Raw genomic sequence first — 15,836 nt, 5'->3', positions numbered from 1 at the left:
AACCGGTCAGAAGGTGACGCCGTAGCGGCGCAGGCTGGCGCGGGCGACTGTGCGCAGCACCCAGTCGAACAGGTAGCCGAGCAGGCCGAGAGCGATGATGCCGACGAACACCCATTCGGTCTTGGCGTAGTTGCGGGCGGTCCAGATCAGCGAACCGAGGCCGCTCTGCGCCGCGACGATCTCCGCGGAGACGATGGTGAGGAACGAGTTGCCCATCGCCAGCCGGGCGCCGGTGACGGCGTACGGCACCGTGGCCGGCAGGATCACCGAGGCCAGGGTGCGGACCGGCCCGGCGCCCAGCGCCCGCGCCGCCCGCAGTTTCAACTCGTCGACGGCGAGCACCCCCGCCAGGGTGTTCAGCGCAACGATGAAGACCGTGGTGTAGAAGATCAACGCGATCTTCGAGGCCTCACCCGGACCGAGCCAGATGATCGCCAGGGTGACGAAGGCGATCGGCGGCACGAACCGGAAGAACTGGATGTACGGGTCGAGCATCAGCCGCAGTAGCCGGCTGCGGCCCATCAGCAACCCGACCGGCACCCCGATCAGTACGCCCAGCCCCCAGCCGCTGAGGATGCGCTGGCTGGACGCCCAGACGGAGTCCCACAGCGTCCCGTTGGTCGCCAGCTCCACCGCCCCCTGCCAGGTCAACCGGGGTGAGGGCAGGAAGAACGCGGTGTAGTTGCGGCTGACCAGGTCCCAGATGAGCAGGCCGAGCAGCACCGACAGCACCGACAGCACGACACGGGTGTGTCGACGCCGGCCAGCGAAGCGGCGTGGGCGAAACCCGGCCGCCCGGGCGGCCGGTGGACGTTGCACGTCGACGGCCATCAGCCGCCACCTCCGTTCAGACCGTGCCCGTCGTCCAGACCCTGGGCGCGCAGGGTCTGGGCGACCTCGGTGCCGATGTCCTCGCGCAGTTCGCGGAACAGCCCGGCGGCGGCCGGATCGGTCAGTTCCCGCGGCCGTGGCAGGTCCACCGGGTACACCTGCTTGATCCGGGCCGCCGGGCCAGCGGTCATGGTGACGATCCGGTCGGCGAGCAGGATCGCTTCGCCGATGTCGTGGGTGACGAACAGGATGGTGGGCCGGGACTGGCGCCAGATGCGGTCGAGTTCGGCCTGCATGACCAGCCGGGTCTGGGCGTCCAGCGCGCCGAACGGCTCGTCCATCAACACCACCGACGGCTCGTTGGCCAGCACCCGGGCGAGCTGGGCCCGCTGACGCATGCCGCCGGAGAGTTGGCTGGGGAATCGGTCGCCGCTGTGGCTGAGGCCGACCATGGTCAGGTAGCGGTCGACGATCCCGGCCCGCTGGCCACGCGGCACACCCCGCATCCGGGGGCCGAACGCGACGTTCTGGCGTACGGTCAGCCACGGGAACAAGGCCTCTGCGCTTTGGAACACCACGCCCCGGCTGACGTCCGGGCCGGTGACCGGCTCGCCCGCGCACAGCACCTGCCCGGCGGCCGGCCGGACGAACCCGGCGATTGCATTCAACAGGGTCGATTTGCCGCAGCCGCTGGGGCCGAGCAGGCAGACGAACTCCCCACCGGCGATGTCGAGCGTCGCCCCGGCGACCGCCTCGAAGTCGTCGAAGCGGATGTCGACGTCGCGGACCTGCACCGGGGAGCCCGCCGGACGGGGGCCGGAATCCGGTCCCCGTCCGGCGGAGGTGGCGGTCCGCCCGGTCACGCCACGCCCCGGATCATCACCTCGGCCGGGTCGGCCGGGTCGGACACGATGCCGCTGTCCTGCTGGAACTGGGCGATCTCGGCGTAGCGCTGCAGGTCCTCGTCGGTGAAGTCACGGACCTGGCACTGCACGCCGTCGAGCAGGTCGACAGCCTCAGCCGCGGGCACCTCGATGGCGTTCTCGGTCGCGGTACCGGCGACCTGCGGATCTGCGGTGATCTGCTCACATGCCTCGCCGATGGTGTCCACCAGAGTGGCGGCGGCCTCCTGGTTGGCCTCGTACCAGGCTCCGTCCACCCCGATGATCAGGTTGTAGACGTAGCCGACGTCACCGCTGGTGAGCAGGATCTTGCCGCCGCCATCGACACCGCGCGAGGGCCACGGCTCCCACATGATGAAGCCGTCGATGTCACCGCGCTGCAGCAGTGCCGGCATCTCCGCCGGCGAGGAGGTGACGAATTCGACGGCGTCCCGGCTGATGTCGTAGCTGTCGAGAATCTTGTTCGTGGCGTACTCGTTGACCGTTCCGGTCACCACGCCGTAGCGGGAGATGTCCGCGACCTCGCCGATCTCGTCGCGGACCACGAGCTTGATGAAGTCCGGCGACTGGGAGAAGACCGCGATGCCCTTCACGTCTCCCCGGGTGGCCCGGTTGAGCAGGCTCGATTCGGTACTCGCGGTGACCTGACCCTCGCGGGCGAGGATCGCGTCGAGGCCACCGGTGCCTTCCTGGTACTGCGTCACGGTGACGTCGAGCCCGGCCTCGGCGAACAGGTCCTGCTGATCGGCCAGGTAGATCGGCGAGTACGCGGGATCGACGCCGACCCCGAAGTCGATGGTCGTCGTCTCGGCCGGTGTGCCAGGTTCACCGCCCGGGTCCTGGTTCTCCGCACAGGCCGCGGCGACGGCAGTGATCAGCAGCGCGGCGCCGACCACCCGCAAGGTACGCAATCTCATGGCTGTCCCCAGTTCATTGCGACTCATAATGTGGTTCTAGGTTCTTATTCTGAGACGCTACTGGGCACCACGAGAGGGAGTCAAGGGTGCGGCCAAGCCAGCGAACGGAGCTCGTCGACCAACGAAGGTCACCTCGAGTAGTCGAAAACCGGAAACAGATGCCCAGTTCAGGCCATTGCACGTCACGGAAACTCGACGGGCCACTACCGAGAGTACCTAGCCGGCGGAGACTCGACACCAGGCCTTGATGTGGAACCGGAGCTTCGGTAAGGCTACCCTTCATGAAACGCGGGACGCCGACCGACGCCGAGGAGCAACCCATGACCAACCTCGCAGAACTGCCGGTGACTGCGTCCGGACCCGGACCGCGGGACACCCGACCTACCGGGAACTCACCCCGGCTACGGGCCCGGGCGCTGCGGCTCGGGTACGGCCACCAGGTGGTTGTCCCGCAGCTGGACCTGGACATCGTCGACGGATCGGTCACCGCGATCGTCGGGCCGAACGGCTGCGGCAAATCGACCCTGCTCCGCGCCCTCGGCCGGCTGCTGCGGCCCACCGCCGGGGAGGTACTCCTCGACGGCGAGCGGATCCAGCGGTTGCCGACCCGGGAGGTCGCCCGCCGACTCGGCATCCTGCCGCAGGCTCCGACCGCGCCGGACGGGCTCACCGTGGCCGATCTGGTCGCACGCGGCCGCCAGCCGCATCAGACCTGGCTGCGCCAGTGGTCCCGGGCCGATGAAGAGGTCGTCGCCCAGGCACTGGCCTGGACCGACCTCACCGATCTGGCCGAACGTCCGGTGGACACGCTCTCCGGCGGTCAGCGGCAACGGGCCTGGATCTCGATGGCACTCGCCCAGGGCACCGACATCCTGCTGCTCGACGAGCCGACCACCTATCTCGACCTGGCACACCAGATCGACGTACTCGAACTGGTGGACCGACTGCACCGGGAGGGTGGCCGCACCGTGGTGATGGTGCTGCACGATCTCAACCTCGCCGCGCGCTACGCCCGGCACCTGGTCGCGATGAAGGACGGACAGGTGCTGGCCAGCGGCGCCCCGGCAGAGATCCTGACTCCCGAACTGGTCCGGGAGGTGTTCGGGCTGCGGGTGCTGGTCATCGAGGATCCGGTGAGCGGCACCCCGCTCGTCGTCCCACTCGCCGCAGGCGCTGCCCGCGCCTCCACCGTGGATCAGAAATCTATTCCGGTGATTCGTGCCGTTACGCACTGACGGGTCGGGCCGAGGGTACTGTTTGGCCGGCAACGCGCACCGACCGAAAGAGAGACCCTCCATGGCATACCCCGTGGTCACCACTGGTGACGTCTCCCGGCTGCTGGACGACCTGGTGGACCGGGTGCCGCAGGCGCAACAGGCGGTGGCACTCTCCCCCGACGGAATCCTCCTGGCCTGGTCCAAAGGGGTCGACCACGAGCTGGGCGAGCAGTTGTCCGGCCTGGTGGCGGGTCTACGCGCCCTCGCCGTCGCGGTCGGTCAGCATGCCGACACCGGCCGGGTCCGGCAGATCGTCGTCCAGATGGGTACGGCGTTCCTGTTCATCGCCGCGACACCCGGCGGTGCGATCATCGCGGCCGTCTTCGACGCCGGCTCCGACATGGACTCGGTAGCCTACGAGGTGGCGCTGTTCGCCGGCCGGGCCGACCGGCACCTGCCGGCGTTCCCCGCGCCGGAGGAGGCCCCCGAGGCCGCCGTCCGCACCGCTGAGGCGCTCCTGCACGGCGGCGCACCGACGCTCGGCGCGCATGCCGCGGAGCGACAGGACCTTCCGACGCGGCGCTGAGCCGGTCAGCACCACCCACCGACTCGGCGCCGCGGTGAACGTCACAGCAACTGGTTACCGTCGGGTCACCGTGAGGTCGGCGACCCCGGCGACGGCATCGACATCGTAGCGGTCGGTGGCCTCCTCCCAGTCCGTCGAGGCCACCGTCTCGCCGCCGGCGACCCCGTCGCTCCGCTCGCCGTCCAGGTCGACGCTGCCCGCCCCGGAGCCCAGCCGGATCCGCACCGGCGTTTGCTGCGGCAACTCGATCCGCCAGGTACTGACCCCGCCGGACATCCGGACGTCGACCGTGCCGGACGGCTCCGGCAGCGCCAGGTCCAATGCGCTGGCACCGCCCGCGACGTCCACGTGGGAGACTCGGGCTCCGGTCAGATCGACCCGGGTGCGGGTTGCCCCGCCCGCCACCCGGACCGACCAGAGCAGATCGCTGTGGACGGTGACGCGCAGCTCGCCGGAACCGTTGTACCCGGTATCGGTCAGTCCGACCCGGACCACGCCGTCGGAGGTGGTCACCTCCGGCGCCGCCGCACCGCCGACCGGAGTCTCCGCCCGCAGCAGCTGATCACCGAGATCAGCGGCCACCACCCGAATCTCTGGCGCACCGTCGGGAATCTCCAGCCGCGCCTCGGACCGCCCCTCGCGTGGTGTCTGCACCGTCCACGCCACGTCGCCGTCGGTAACCGGGCGTGAGCCCACTGCGTTCACCACCACCGCCACGATCGTCGCCGCCACCAGCAGGGCGGCGACGACGGCGACGGCGGCCAACGCCCGACGCGACGTCCCCGGTGGCGTGCCGTCCGGCACGTCCGCCGGCCGGTCGGTGGACGGTTCGTTGCTGGCTACGGTCGGTTGCACGGCTCCGTTACCTCTCAGTGGGCTTTAGTGAGCGCACGGTTGGTAGTCCTGCCTTGCGGTAGGACGGTCCGGTCTGATCCGCTTGAGCGGTGCCGGGTTCACGCTTCACGGCCACCTGCCCGCGTGTGCGGGTCTTCTGGTCGGCTCCACGTGCTGCCACCGGGCCACTCCCGGCGGTTGCCGCCGCAAGGGCGGCCAGGTTCACAGCGGCGTTGCGGTCACGGTCGATGACTAGACCGCACGCCTCACACCGGTATTCACGCTCGGACAGGGCCAGCTTGGTTTTCACCGTGCCACAGCCCGAGCAGGTCTTACTGGACGGGTACCAGCGGTCGGCCACCACAAGCCGGCCGCCGTTCCGTCCGGTCCTGTACGCCAACTGGCGGCGGATCTCCGCGAATCCGGCGTCGGCGACGTGCCGGGCCAACCGCCGGTTGCGCAGCATGCCGGTGACGTTGAGGTCTTCCACCACAACGGTGCCGTACGTCGTGGCGAGCCGGGTGGTGAGCTTGTGCAGCCCGTCACGGCGCAGATGAGCGACCCGGGCGTGAGCGCGACCGAGCCGGCTCGCGGCCCGTTCCCACCGCTTCGAGGGACGTCGTCCGGTACGCCGGTCCGGGCCCTGCTTGCGCGACAGCGTCCGGCCGAGCGCATGCATCCGTTGCCGCGCGGCCACGAGGTGGCGCGGGTTGTCGACCAACTCGCCGGTGGACAGCACCGCGAGATGCCGGATACCGACGTCCACACCAACCACCGAGCCGGGTCGGGCCGGGCTGCGTTCGGCGCGTTCGACCTCGACGGTGAACGACACATGCCACCGTCCGCCATCACGACGCACTGTCGCGGACATGATCCGGGCGGTGCCGGCTTCAATACGGCGGGCGAGCTTGCGGGCGGACTCGTGCAACTTCAACCGGCCCAGCCGGGGTAGCACCACGTGCATCCGGTCCGGTTCGACCCGGATCGCCCCGGTGGTGAACCGTACGCTGGGCGTGGTACGGCGGCGGGACTTGAACCGGGGGAAACCCGACGGCCGACCGGCGCGTTTCCCGCTGCGGGAGTCAGTCCAGTTCTTCAACCCGCGAGCGAGCGCGTCGAGGCCGGTGTTGAACGCCTCCTTCGACACCTCACCCCACCACGGCGCGACTTCGGGCTTCGCGGCGTTCCATGCCTTCCGAAGACCGGCCAGCGACCAGGACAGTGACGGCGTCAGCAACTCGTCTGGTACGCCGTAGGAGCGTTCGGCGATGCGCTGGTCCATGACCGCCTTGACCTTCGCGAGCGCCCAGTTGTGGGCGAGCCGGGCGGCCCCAGCGTGTGCAAGGACGTCGCGTTCCTGGCGCGAGGTGAGGTCGAGGGCGAACCGGTACGCCTGGATCGCTTTCACGCCGGGCCACTCTCGGTGGCGGCTTCGACCGCCCGGCGGGCACGGTTCGCGCCAGCGCGACGCCCGTACAGGCGGGCGCACAACGACGTCAGGATCTCCGTCACGTCGCGGACCAGATCATCGTCGACCTCAGCCGGGTCGACCACCAGCAGTCGGCGGCCCTGCGCGGCCAGCGCCGCCTCAACGTACTCGGCCCCGAACCGGGCGAACCGGTCCCGATGCTCAACCACGATCGTTGCCACCTTCGGGTCGCGCAGCAGCGCGAGGAACTTCTTGCGGTGCCCGTTCAACGCGGATCCAACCTCGGTCACCACCCGGTCGACGCCGAGTTTCCGCCCGGTGGCCCACACGGTGACCCGGGCGACTTGCCGGTCCAGGTCGGATTTCTGATCGGCTGAGGACACCCGGGCGTACACCACGGTCTGCCCCGTCTCGGCCGACGTGCCGGTGACCGGCTCACCGACCATGATCAGTCGACCGATCCGGTAGGTGGGAACAGGCAGCGTCCCGGCTGCGTACTGTCGCCGAGCGGTGATGTACGCGATGCCGGTCGACGCTGCCCACTCCTTGAGGTTCACGCGAGCATCATAGCAGCTTCAAGAGCGCCATAGATGCCCGGAGCGCCAACAGTCAGCTACCCCACTCCAGTTCCTGCCCGCCCGTGGCGCGGCGGGTTTGTGGCCCGTCGATGCGGCGGACGGTGCCCCTGCTACCCGGTTGCGGGACGGGGCAATCTTAGGCCCGCCGGATGGGGCCGGACCTGCGAGCCAGGTCACCGGCCCCACCAGCAGCCGAGCAGCTCGGTCACAGGCTCAGCAGCCGACGCAGGTAGTCGGTGAGGAACCGCCCGTCGGGATCGAGTCGCTCACGGACGGCGAGGAACCGGTCCGCCTGCGGGTAGCGGGCAAGCAGGTCCCGGCCTTCCAGCCCGTGGATCTTCGCCCAGTGCGGCCGCCCATCATGGGCCAGGAAGATCGGTTCCATGTCGGCGAAGAACTCGCGGTACGGCAGCGTCGCGTTCTGGTGCACCGAGATGGTGATGCTGTCCCGACCGTACGCCGGGCTGAGGAACGCCTGGTCGGCGGCCACATAGCGGTAGAGGACCCGCCAGGCGGCGTGCTGCCGGTGCCGGGTCCGGATCCGGTGCCGGACCTCTCGGAAGCAGGCCGGACCGGCCGCGGCCGGAACGAAGTACTCGATCTCGTGGAAACGCAGGGACCGCCGCTTGATCAGCGCGGCGTCGCTGGAGCCGGTCCGTTCCTCGGTGCAGCCGCTGCCGGGCAGCGTGTCCGGGCCGGGATCGTCGGTAATCGGGTTCACCGTCCGCAGGTGCGCGTCGTCACGCCGCGGATACCAGTAGAAGTCGACGTTGCGGTTGACCTTCAGCAGCTCGTCGAACGTGGTCAGGCACGCCTCCACCGGCAGGCCCCACTCCCGCCGCCGGGCCTGGAACGCGGGGACCAGCCGGGTCCGCAACGCGGTGAACACACCCAGCACGCCGAGCGACACCTGGGCAGCCGGCAACAGGTCGGGGTCGCCGTCGGCGTCGATCTGCACCGGTTGTCCGGCCGCGGTGACCAGTCGGACCCCGGTCACCTGGGCGGACAAGTTCGGCAGGCCGAGGCCGCTGCCGTGGGTGCCGGTCGAGACGGCACCGGCGAACGCCTGGGTGTCGACGTCGCCGAGGTTCGGCATCGCGAGTCCGTGGTGGCGCAGCTGACGGCCCAGGTCGTGCAGCCGGGTGCCGGCACCGACCCAGATCTGCCGGTTGTGCGGCGGTTCGAGTACCCCGGCGGGCAGCCGGTCCAGGCTCAGCAGGATGTCCCCGGTCTGCACGAGCGGCGCGGACGAATGCCCGGCGCCAACCGGCCGTACCGTCACCGCCTGCTCGGCGGCGGCGCGCAGGACGCGGCACAGCGCGGCGACCGACTCCGGCCGGGCCACCGTGGCCGGCTCGAAGGTCAACCCACCGGACCAGTTGCGCCAAGTCGTGGTAGCGGTGACAGACGGCGAGGTCACAGCGCCGCCCGCAGCGGGTCACCGGGGCGGCGGGTGCGGCGACGCGGCCGGGCGAGGTCCCGCCGGCCCCGGCCCAGCGCATCCAGCATCCCCCAGCATCCCGGGATGTCGTGCAGCTCGATGTGGCCCATCCCCTCCGGAACGGCCGGGTCGATGATCAGATCCCCGTCGTAGGGGTCGAGACCGAGCAGCACCCGCAGGAACAGCAGCGTCGCGCCGGCCGAGGTGGCATGCGGGCTGCCCGCGGCGGAGTACGGGACGGGGTACTTGGTCAACGACCGGTCGTAGCCGGCGAAGCACTCGGGCAGCCGGGCCCCGAAGTACTGCGACGCCTCCAGCACCGCCCCGGCCACCCGGGCCGCCTCCTCCCGGTAGCCGTACCGCCACAGTCCCCAGGCGATCAGGGAGTTGTCGAACGGCCAGACCGAACCGGTGTGGTAGCCGACCGGGTTGAACCGCCGCGCCCCAGTGGCGAGGGTGCGGATCCCCCAGCCGCCGAACAGTTGCGGACCCATCAGGTGCCGCACGACCGACCGCGCCTTGGTGGGTTCGGCGATGCCGCTCCACAGTAGGTGCCCGATGTTGGAGGTGAGCGCGTCGACCGGACTGCCGTCGGCCTGCAGCGCGTGGGCGTAGTAGCCGCGGTCGGCAAGCCAGAAATCCCGGTTGAACCGGTCTCGCAGCTCGGTCGCCTGCTTCTCGAGCTGGTCGGCGAAGGCGTGGTCGCCCCAGCAGATCCTGGCCAGCCGGGCACCACGCATCCGCGCGTCGTACACGTAGCCCTGAATCTCGCAGGTCGCCTGCGGGAAGGTTGCCTCCCGCCCATCGTGGAAGCTGATCGCACCGGGTGAGCACTTCCAGCTCTGGTTCAACAGCCCGGTCCGGGTCGGCCGGGGCCCATACCAGACGTAGCCGGTGCCGACGAGGTCTGCGTGCCGGTCGATCCAGTCCAGTGCCGCGCGGGCCTGAAACTCCATGTCGCGCACCAGTGCGGTGTCACCGGTCCACCGTTCGTACTCGTCGAGAAGCACAATGAACAGGGGTGTGGTGTCCGCGGCGGAGAAGTCGGCGGCGTGCGAGACCTCGTTGAACAGCGCGGACTCGGCGTACCGGCTCTCCTGGGGGATCTTGCCGGGCTGTTCGGCCCGGAACGGATCCTCGCGGGTACCCTGTGCCAGCGCCATGATCGCCAACGCGGGAATCGTGGTGGTGGGCAGGAACGGTAGCGTCTGCAGGCAGCTGATCAGGCTGTCCCGGCCGAAAAACGTCATGAACCAGGGCATGCCCGCCGCCGGCAGCATGTCACGGAAGTTGACCCCCTTGTAGCGCAGCGCCGCCAGGTCGACGACGCTCTGCTGGTACGCCTCCCGTAACGGTTCATGGTCACAGGTCAGTTTCGGCGCACTGGCCATCCACTGGTCGAGTTCCCGTTGCACCTCGGGCTTGGGCCGCTCGGCGTAGCTGCGCAGACTCTCGCGCAGATCGCGGTTTCCGGCCCCACGGACGAAGGTCTTCACCGTCAGATCGGTGTACCAGGTGTCGTGGGCGTCGAGGGCCAGCTCGAAGGTCAAGCCACCGGGATCGATGCGGGCCGGCACGCTGCTGGACAGGATCGTCTCACGGAAATAGGTGCCCCGCTCGTAGCGGAACCGCAGCGCGTCCGGCTCGGCCGTAACCGCGATCTCGCGTTCGGTGTGGTAACCCTCCTTGACCTCCAGCACCTCGGCGAAGTCGGCCGCCGCGTCGATGCGCAGGCTCAGCTGGACGGGCTCCTCCCGGTGGTTGAACACGGCTATCTGCTCGGTTAACGCGTCGCCGATCCAGCGGTGCCGGAACACCGAGATGGTGGCGTCCACGTAGTGCGTCGGCTCTCCCGGCACCTGGAAGAACCGCGACTCGAAGTACTGCAGGTCGTCGATGGACAGCGTGTTCATCCGTTGCCCGTCGACGGTCAGCCGCCAGTAGGACAGGAAGCGGGTGTCGTAGAAGAACAAGCCGAACGGTGCGGATGGCACCGGTTCGATGTCGCCCCGCCGGTCGCTGACCATGAACATGTTTCCGTAGAGGATGCTGACCGGCTTCGCGGTGGCCGACCGAGCGCCGACCGGCTCGGCGACCGGCCGGGCCCTCGACTCCGCCCCGGCGCTGTCCGCGTGCAGCGGCAGCAGGCGGCGGAAGGTCAGGAACAGCGGCAGATCGCCCCGGACCGACACGCCGTTGCGCAGCAGCAACGAGATGGTGTTCTCCCGGCCGTCGATCAGTGCCTGGAAGGTCTCCACCGAGGTGTCGATGGTGCAGTCGACCCGCTTCGGGTCACGCTCGAGCACGGCATGCCCGTCATGATAGGTAACCGACCAGCTGCGGACACCGCCGTCCGGGGTGGTGAGGTTGAACCGGATCGTGCCACTGGCCGGGGGCGGCAGTCGACCGTCGCCGCGCGTCTGGAGACCGTCGAAGAACCGACCGATCACGTCGGTCATCGCCGCTCCCCTCAGTCGTCCTCGGTCGGTCCACCTGGGTGCCAGCATGACCCGTCTACCACCCGCAGGGGATCACCCAGTGCGGGTGATCCGTGACCGACAGGAGACGGGCCGTAGACCACGGATGCCGAAAGTAACCAGATGAGGCACAATGATTACAGGCCGTATCGAGGGCGCGGCATGCGCCGAAGCGAAGGAGGCCAACGACATGAGTCACGACCGCACGACCGCCGGGATGCGCTACTGGCAGACCGGCCGCGGCCGACAGGATGTACTGCTCGTGCATGGGTGGTGCTGCAACCACCGGTTCATGAAGCCCCTCGCCGCCCGTCTGGCCAGCTGGCGGCGACGGATCATCTCGGTGGACATGCGGGGACACGGCGCGAGCCCGGCCGGGGACCGCGGCTTCAGTGTTCCCGAGCTCGGTGCGGACCTGCGGGACCTGATGATCGAGCTCGAGATGGACGACGTCGTGCTGATCGGGCACAGCATGGGCGGGGTCTGGTCGTTGGCCGCAGCCGCGCAGGCGAGCGACCGGGTCGCGGCGCTGCTGCTGTTGGACGCGTCGGTGGCCGTGCCGCCCGGCACGACGGAGCAGGTGGCCGCGCTGGCGGAGTCCATCCGCGGCGAGGACCCGCGCCAGGCCCGGATCGACATCATCCGGTCGTTCTTCATTCCCGAGTCGGACCCTCGGCTGATCGACTGGGCGATCGACCAGATGCTACGGCCGAGTGACACCGTCGCCGCCGCCACCCTCGACGGTCTCGCCGACTTCGTCGAGGCCGGTGGCGACGCCGCGCTGACCGCGTGGGGACGCCGGCTGCTGTACATCGGTGGCCCGGCACCGTTCGCCGACTACGGACGGTTGCGGGAGCTGGTACCCGAGGCGGTGATCGGGCAGGTGGTGGGTTCCGGCCACTTCTTCCAGTTCGAGGTGCCGCGGCAGACCAACTCGATGGTGAGTCGCTACCTACGGCTGTGGGGGCCACCATCGTGGTAATCCGCCAGCAGCGCCTTTACCGAGTCCGTCAGGTCGTAGCTGGGTGACCAGCCGAGCACCTGCCGGGCGCGGCTGATGTCGGCGCACATCCAGGGAACGGCGGCGGACCGGCTCACCGTCGGGGAGAACTCCCCCAAACCGAGTTCACCGCTGTGACCAGCTGCCCGGGCCAGACAGGTGACCGCGTCCCGGACCCCGACCGGCCGCCCGCCGCCCACGTTGAACAGTCGGTAGGGCAGGTGGGTGGCGAGCGCGGCGGCGCGCACCGCAGCGGCGATGTCACGTAGGTCGACGAAGTCGCGCACAGTGTCCAGCAGCCGCATCGCCAGCGGTGACCGTCCGCCGACGCGCAGCAGATCAGCCGCCCGCCCCAGCGCGCTGTCCACCGGCAGACCCGGACCAACCGGGTTGAACACCCGCAACGTGACGACCTCGACCCGTTCGTCGGTGCTGACCAGCTCGCCGAACTGGGTGGCGGCCAGGTGGCTGAACCCGTACGCGCTCACCGGGTTGGCCGGGTCGTCCTCGCGCACCGGGCGGCCACTGGGCACGACGCCGTACTCGGCGGCGGAACCGAGCCGTACCAGCCGGGTGCCCGGCACGACGTCGACCATCGCCTCGGCGAGCGCGGCCACGGCCAGTAGGTGGATCCGGAGTAGCTCGGCATTGTCACCAACGGTGCGGCCGGCGCAGTTGACCACGACGTCCGGCCGGACGGCCGCGAGCAGCCGGGCGAGTTCGGTCACGCCCGCCGTGGCGAGATCGCAGTCGGCCCGGGTCGGTGCGGTCACCACCGCGTCCGCCATCAGCGCAGCGTGGATCTGCCGACCCAGCAGTCCGGTGGAGCCGAAGAGCAGGATCCTGGTCCGGCTCAACTGCGGCACCGGCCGGCCAGGTCACCGCGGGGTCGACGGAAGGTGGCTGCCGAGCCGTCGGGTGCCGTGGCCAGGACCGGGTCGGCCGGGACGGTGCTGGCCCCGACGGGGTCCGGCGGCGTCGGGGTCCCGGTGAACTCGTGCCAGGTGACCGACCCTGGCGCGGCGATCCCTTCCCGGCGCAGCACCACCCGGACGGTCTCGACCATGATCCGCAGGTCGAGCCGGAGGCTGCGGTTGTCCACGTACTCGATGTCGTAGGCGAACTTGTCCTCCCAGGCCAGCTCGTTGCGGCCGCGGACCTGGGCGAGGCCGGTGATACCGGGTCGCACCTCATGCCGTCGGGCCTGCGAGGGTGTGTATATCTCCAGGTACTTCACCAGATGGGGACGCGGGCCGACCAGGCTCATCTCACCGCGCAGTACGTTCCACAACTCGGGCAGTTCGTCGAGGCTGGTGGCGCGCAGCCAGCGGCCGACCGGCGTTAGCCGGTCGGCGTCGGTGACCAGGCCGCGGGCCGGATCCACCTCGAGCATGGTGCGAAACTTGACCATCTCGAAGAGCTCGCCGTCCCGGCCGGGCCGCACCTGCCGGAAGAACACCGGCCGGCCCAGCGTGACGAGGATGAGCAGGGCGACCCCGGCCAGCAGCGGCGCGCCGACGACCAGGGCGGTCGCCGCGCCCACCACGTCGAGCACCCGCTTGACCCGGTCATAGCGGCGGGGACGACTGGTCGGCATCGTCGGTTCGGCTGCGAGGCAGGCCGCTGGCGAGGTCATGGACGGGCCTCCGGAAGTAGCTGCTCAACTGACAAAAGCTTTGTAACAGAATGAATAAGACTAAGCGTGTCGTTCGCCGTAAATCGGAACATCGGTTGAGCCGCTGCCGTCGGCTCGGGTGACGACGGGACCCGGACCAGTACGCTGATCGGCAGGTCAGCAGCACCGACCAGGCCGGCCGAGGGAGGGACGCGTGCCGCTGCGACGCCAGGGTTTCGACGGGCCGGCCGGGCTGCACGAGTTCAACTCCGCGCTGCGACACACCTTGGTGCAACAGACCGTCACGATCCGCGATCCAAGCCGATTCCGCGCCCGCATCACCGAGGTACCACTGGGATCCTTGCGGCTCATCTCCGCCGCGGTCGGCGCGCTGCACTCCTCCCGCCGACCGCACGACACCACCGACCCCAACGCCGCCGATGCGGTGTTCCTGCTGCTCGGCCAGCGGGCCACCGGCACCATCACGCACCGGGGTGGCACCGACCCGATCGGCCCGGACCGGCTGGTCGTCGTCCCCGGCCCGGAGACGTTCGACGTCGACTACCCAGCACCGGCCCACGTACTGTTCGTGGCCCTGCCCCGCACACTCGTCACGGCCCGCTACCCCGGCCTCGACGGACCGGTGCGCTCCGCGATGTTGGGTCCGGTGGGCCGGGCGTTGTGTCGGCAGTTGCCACACCTGATGACCGCAGCCGCGGCCGCCGGGGCCGGGCAGCGAGCGGAGGTCGCGACCATGGTCGACACCGTCATCACCGCCACGCTGTTCGGTGCCGGCGTCGCCGTCGACGCCGACCCGTTGGCCGCGCTGCGCACCGCGGCCGAGCGGCTGATCGAGCACTCGCTGGCCGAACCGGCGTTGTCGGTGCCGTGGCTGGCCCGCCGGCTGGCGGTGTCCCCCCGGCAGCTGCACCGGGCGTTCGCCGCCGGCGGCACCACCCCGTACCGATGGATCCGGCAGCGTCGGCTGCACGCCTGCGCTGTCGCGCTCGCCGGGTCCGACGTCCCGGTCGCGCAGCTAGCCCACCGATACGGCTTCGCGTCGGCGTCGCATCTCGGAGCGCTCTTCCGCGCCCGGTACGGCGCACCACCCGCACAGTGGCGCAGCGAACACCGCGCCGACGGGCCGGCCGGCCAGCGCGGGCAGGATCCCGACAGCGATCCGGCGCGCCGGCGATAACCCTGCGTACGCAGGCCGGCCTACCGTCAGGCCCACCGACCGCGACGGAGGCACCCGAGATGCGTTTCGTTCTCGTCCACGGATCCTGGCACGACGGCAGCTGCTGGGACGGCGTCCGGCAGGTACTCACCGCCGCCGGACACGAGGTCCACACACCCACCCTGCCGGGCAACGGCACCAACGCCGACCCTACGGTGACCTTCGCCCGGACCGCCGGTGCCGTCACCGACCTGATCCGGCGGTCCGACCTGCGCGACGTGGTGCTTGTCGGGCACAGCCTCGGCGGCGCGGTCGTACAGGCCGTCGCGGTGGCCGTACCGGACCGGCTCCGCCGGCTGGTGTTCCACAACGCGTACGTCCTCGCCGACGGCGACACCGTCTTCCAGCATGTGCCACCGTCGGCCGCCGCCGCCTTCACCAGCCTGGCTACTCCGGAAGGCACCCTGATGCTGCCGTACGGGGCGTTCCGCTCGTTCATCAGCGACGCCGACGAGCAGACCGCCCGGGTCGCCTACGCGCGGCTGACCCCGGAGCCGCTGGCCCGGGCCGCGGAACCGGTCGCGCTGCCCGGATTCGCCGACCTGCCGGTCCCCCGTTCCTACCTGTACGCCGTCGACGACGTCGCGTTCCCGCCGGACGAGTTCCGTTGGCATCCCGGCCAGTCGCAGCGGCTCGGCGAATTCCGGCTGGTCGAGATGCCGGGTTCGCACGAGGTGCTGTTCACCGATCCGCAGTTGCTGGCGGCGAAGCTGATCGAGGCGGCAGCGGACTGACCACCCGTCGACCGGGTGGCAACCGAGCGGGAGGCGGG

15 protein-coding genes are annotated in these 15,836 nt (G+C 70.2%); 5 read left to right on the top strand and 10 right to left on the bottom strand.

The window, feature by feature from the left end; all coding sequences use genetic code 11:
• Positions 1-6: 6 nt before the first annotated feature.
• From O7543_RS04640 to O7543_RS04630, 3 genes are read right to left on the bottom strand one after another with little or no spacing between them, the layout of a single operon-like run.
• A complete protein-coding gene (locus O7543_RS04640; RefSeq protein ID WP_281555001.1) occupies positions 7-831 on the bottom strand; it encodes an ABC transporter permease in 825 nt (274 codons plus the stop codon).
• Entirely contained in the window at positions 831-1,694 is an 864-nt protein-coding gene (locus O7543_RS04635) for an ABC transporter ATP-binding protein (protein ID WP_281555002.1), read from the bottom strand. Before O7543_RS04635 ends, O7543_RS04640 begins: the two co-directional genes overlap by 1 nt.
• Positions 1,691-2,650 (bottom strand): ABC transporter substrate-binding protein, encoded by a 960-nt coding sequence (locus O7543_RS04630; protein WP_281555003.1) that lies wholly within the window; start codon positions 2,648-2,650, stop codon positions 1,691-1,693. Before O7543_RS04630 ends, O7543_RS04635 begins: the two co-directional genes overlap by 4 nt.
• Positions 2,651-2,970: 320 nt before the next feature.
• Here O7543_RS04630 and O7543_RS04625 point away from each other — a divergent pair, with 320 nt between their 5' ends.
• Together O7543_RS04625 and O7543_RS04620 are read left to right on the top strand one after the other, a co-directional pair.
• Positions 2,971-3,885 carry an ABC transporter ATP-binding protein gene (locus tag O7543_RS04625; protein ID WP_281555004.1) on the top strand — a complete coding sequence of 305 codons (915 nt, stop codon included), beginning with the start codon at positions 2,971-2,973 and terminating at the stop codon, positions 3,883-3,885.
• A gap of 61 nt (positions 3,886-3,946) precedes the next feature.
• Positions 3,947-4,453 carry a roadblock/LC7 domain-containing protein gene (locus tag O7543_RS04620; RefSeq protein ID WP_281555005.1) on the top strand — a complete coding sequence of 169 codons (507 nt, stop codon included), beginning with the start codon at positions 3,947-3,949 and terminating at the stop codon, positions 4,451-4,453.
• 54 nt (positions 4,454-4,507) lie between these two features.
• Here the strand turns inward: O7543_RS04620 and O7543_RS04615 are convergent, their stop codons facing one another.
• From O7543_RS04615 to O7543_RS04595, 5 genes are all read right to left on the bottom strand, one after another.
• Positions 4,508-5,308, bottom strand: a complete 801-nt coding sequence (locus tag O7543_RS04615; RefSeq protein ID WP_281555006.1) for a hypothetical protein — start codon at positions 5,306-5,308, stop codon at positions 4,508-4,510.
• 7 nt (positions 5,309-5,315) lie between these two features.
• Positions 5,316-6,695: an IS607 family element RNA-guided endonuclease TnpB gene (tnpB, locus tag O7543_RS04610; protein WP_281555007.1), complete on the bottom strand. Its 1,380-nt coding sequence runs from the start codon at positions 6,693-6,695 to the stop codon at positions 5,316-5,318.
• Positions 6,692-7,273, bottom strand: coding sequence for an IS607 family transposase (locus tag O7543_RS04605; RefSeq protein WP_281555008.1), 582 nt, complete (start codon positions 7,271-7,273; stop codon positions 6,692-6,694). The genes tnpB and O7543_RS04605 overlap by 4 nt, the downstream gene beginning before the upstream one ends.
• 226 nt (positions 7,274-7,499) lie before the next feature.
• Entirely contained in the window at positions 7,500-8,714 is a 1,215-nt protein-coding gene (locus tag O7543_RS04600; protein WP_281555009.1) for a D-arabinono-1,4-lactone oxidase, read from the bottom strand.
• Positions 8,711-11,194 carry a glycogen debranching N-terminal domain-containing protein gene (locus tag O7543_RS04595; RefSeq protein WP_281555010.1) on the bottom strand — a complete coding sequence of 828 codons (2,484 nt, stop codon included), beginning with the start codon at positions 11,192-11,194 and terminating at the stop codon, positions 8,711-8,713. Before O7543_RS04595 ends, O7543_RS04600 begins: the two co-directional genes overlap by 4 nt.
• A 208-nt stretch (positions 11,195-11,402) precedes the next feature.
• On the opposite strand from O7543_RS04595, the gene O7543_RS04590 reads away from it, so the two are divergent.
• Entirely contained in the window at positions 11,403-12,194 is a 792-nt protein-coding gene (locus tag O7543_RS04590) for an alpha/beta hydrolase (protein ID WP_281555011.1), read from the top strand.
• On the opposite strand, the gene O7543_RS04585 is transcribed toward O7543_RS04590, so the two are convergent.
• Entirely contained in the window at positions 12,161-13,069 is a 909-nt protein-coding gene (locus tag O7543_RS04585) for an NAD(P)-dependent oxidoreductase (RefSeq protein WP_281555012.1), read from the bottom strand. The genes O7543_RS04590 and O7543_RS04585 overlap by 34 nt on opposite strands.
• Positions 13,066-13,848, bottom strand: coding sequence for a sugar transferase (locus tag O7543_RS04580; RefSeq protein ID WP_281555013.1), 783 nt, complete (start codon positions 13,846-13,848; stop codon positions 13,066-13,068). The genes O7543_RS04585 and O7543_RS04580 overlap by 4 nt, the downstream gene beginning before the upstream one ends.
• Before the next feature lie 193 nt (positions 13,849-14,041).
• Between O7543_RS04580 and O7543_RS04575 the strand changes: the two genes are divergently transcribed.
• Both O7543_RS04575 and O7543_RS04570 read left to right on the top strand, forming a co-directional pair.
• Positions 14,042-15,025 (top strand): AraC family transcriptional regulator, encoded by a 984-nt coding sequence (locus O7543_RS04575; RefSeq protein ID WP_281555014.1) that lies wholly within the window; start codon positions 14,042-14,044, stop codon positions 15,023-15,025.
• Positions 15,026-15,084: 59 nt separating this feature from the next.
• Positions 15,085-15,798 (top strand): alpha/beta hydrolase, encoded by a 714-nt coding sequence (locus O7543_RS04570; RefSeq protein WP_281555015.1) that lies wholly within the window; start codon positions 15,085-15,087, stop codon positions 15,796-15,798.
• Positions 15,799-15,836 lie beyond the last annotated feature (38 nt).

This window comes from Solwaraspora sp. WMMA2080 (assembly GCF_027497395.1).
Lineage (GTDB): Bacteria > Actinomycetota > Actinomycetes > Mycobacteriales > Micromonosporaceae > Micromonospora_E.
This window is presented reverse-complemented; position numbering and strand designations above follow the sequence as displayed.

What these genes read in the sequence shown, in the direction of transcription:
- O7543_RS04640 (WP_281555001.1), bottom strand. Translation starts at nt 831, where the DNA reads ATGGCCGTCGACGTGCAACGTCCACCGGCCGCCCGGGCGGCCGGGTTT.
- O7543_RS04630 (WP_281555003.1), bottom strand. Translation starts at nt 2,650, where the DNA reads ATGAGATTGCGTACCTTGCGGGTGGTCGGCGCCGCGCTGCTGATCACT.
- O7543_RS04625 (WP_281555004.1), top strand. Translation starts at nt 2,971, where the DNA reads ATGACCAACCTCGCAGAACTGCCGGTGACTGCGTCCGGACCCGGACCG.
- O7543_RS04620 (WP_281555005.1), top strand. Translation starts at nt 3,947, where the DNA reads ATGGCATACCCCGTGGTCACCACTGGTGACGTCTCCCGGCTGCTGGAC.
- O7543_RS04595 (WP_281555010.1), bottom strand. Translation starts at nt 11,194, where the DNA reads ATGACCGACGTGATCGGTCGGTTCTTCGACGGTCTCCAGACGCGCGGC.
- O7543_RS04590 (WP_281555011.1), top strand. Translation starts at nt 11,403, where the DNA reads ATGAGTCACGACCGCACGACCGCCGGGATGCGCTACTGGCAGACCGGC.
- O7543_RS04580 (WP_281555013.1), bottom strand. Translation starts at nt 13,848, where the DNA reads ATGACCTCGCCAGCGGCCTGCCTCGCAGCCGAACCGACGATGCCGACC.
- O7543_RS04570 (WP_281555015.1), top strand. Translation starts at nt 15,085, where the DNA reads ATGCGTTTCGTTCTCGTCCACGGATCCTGGCACGACGGCAGCTGCTGG.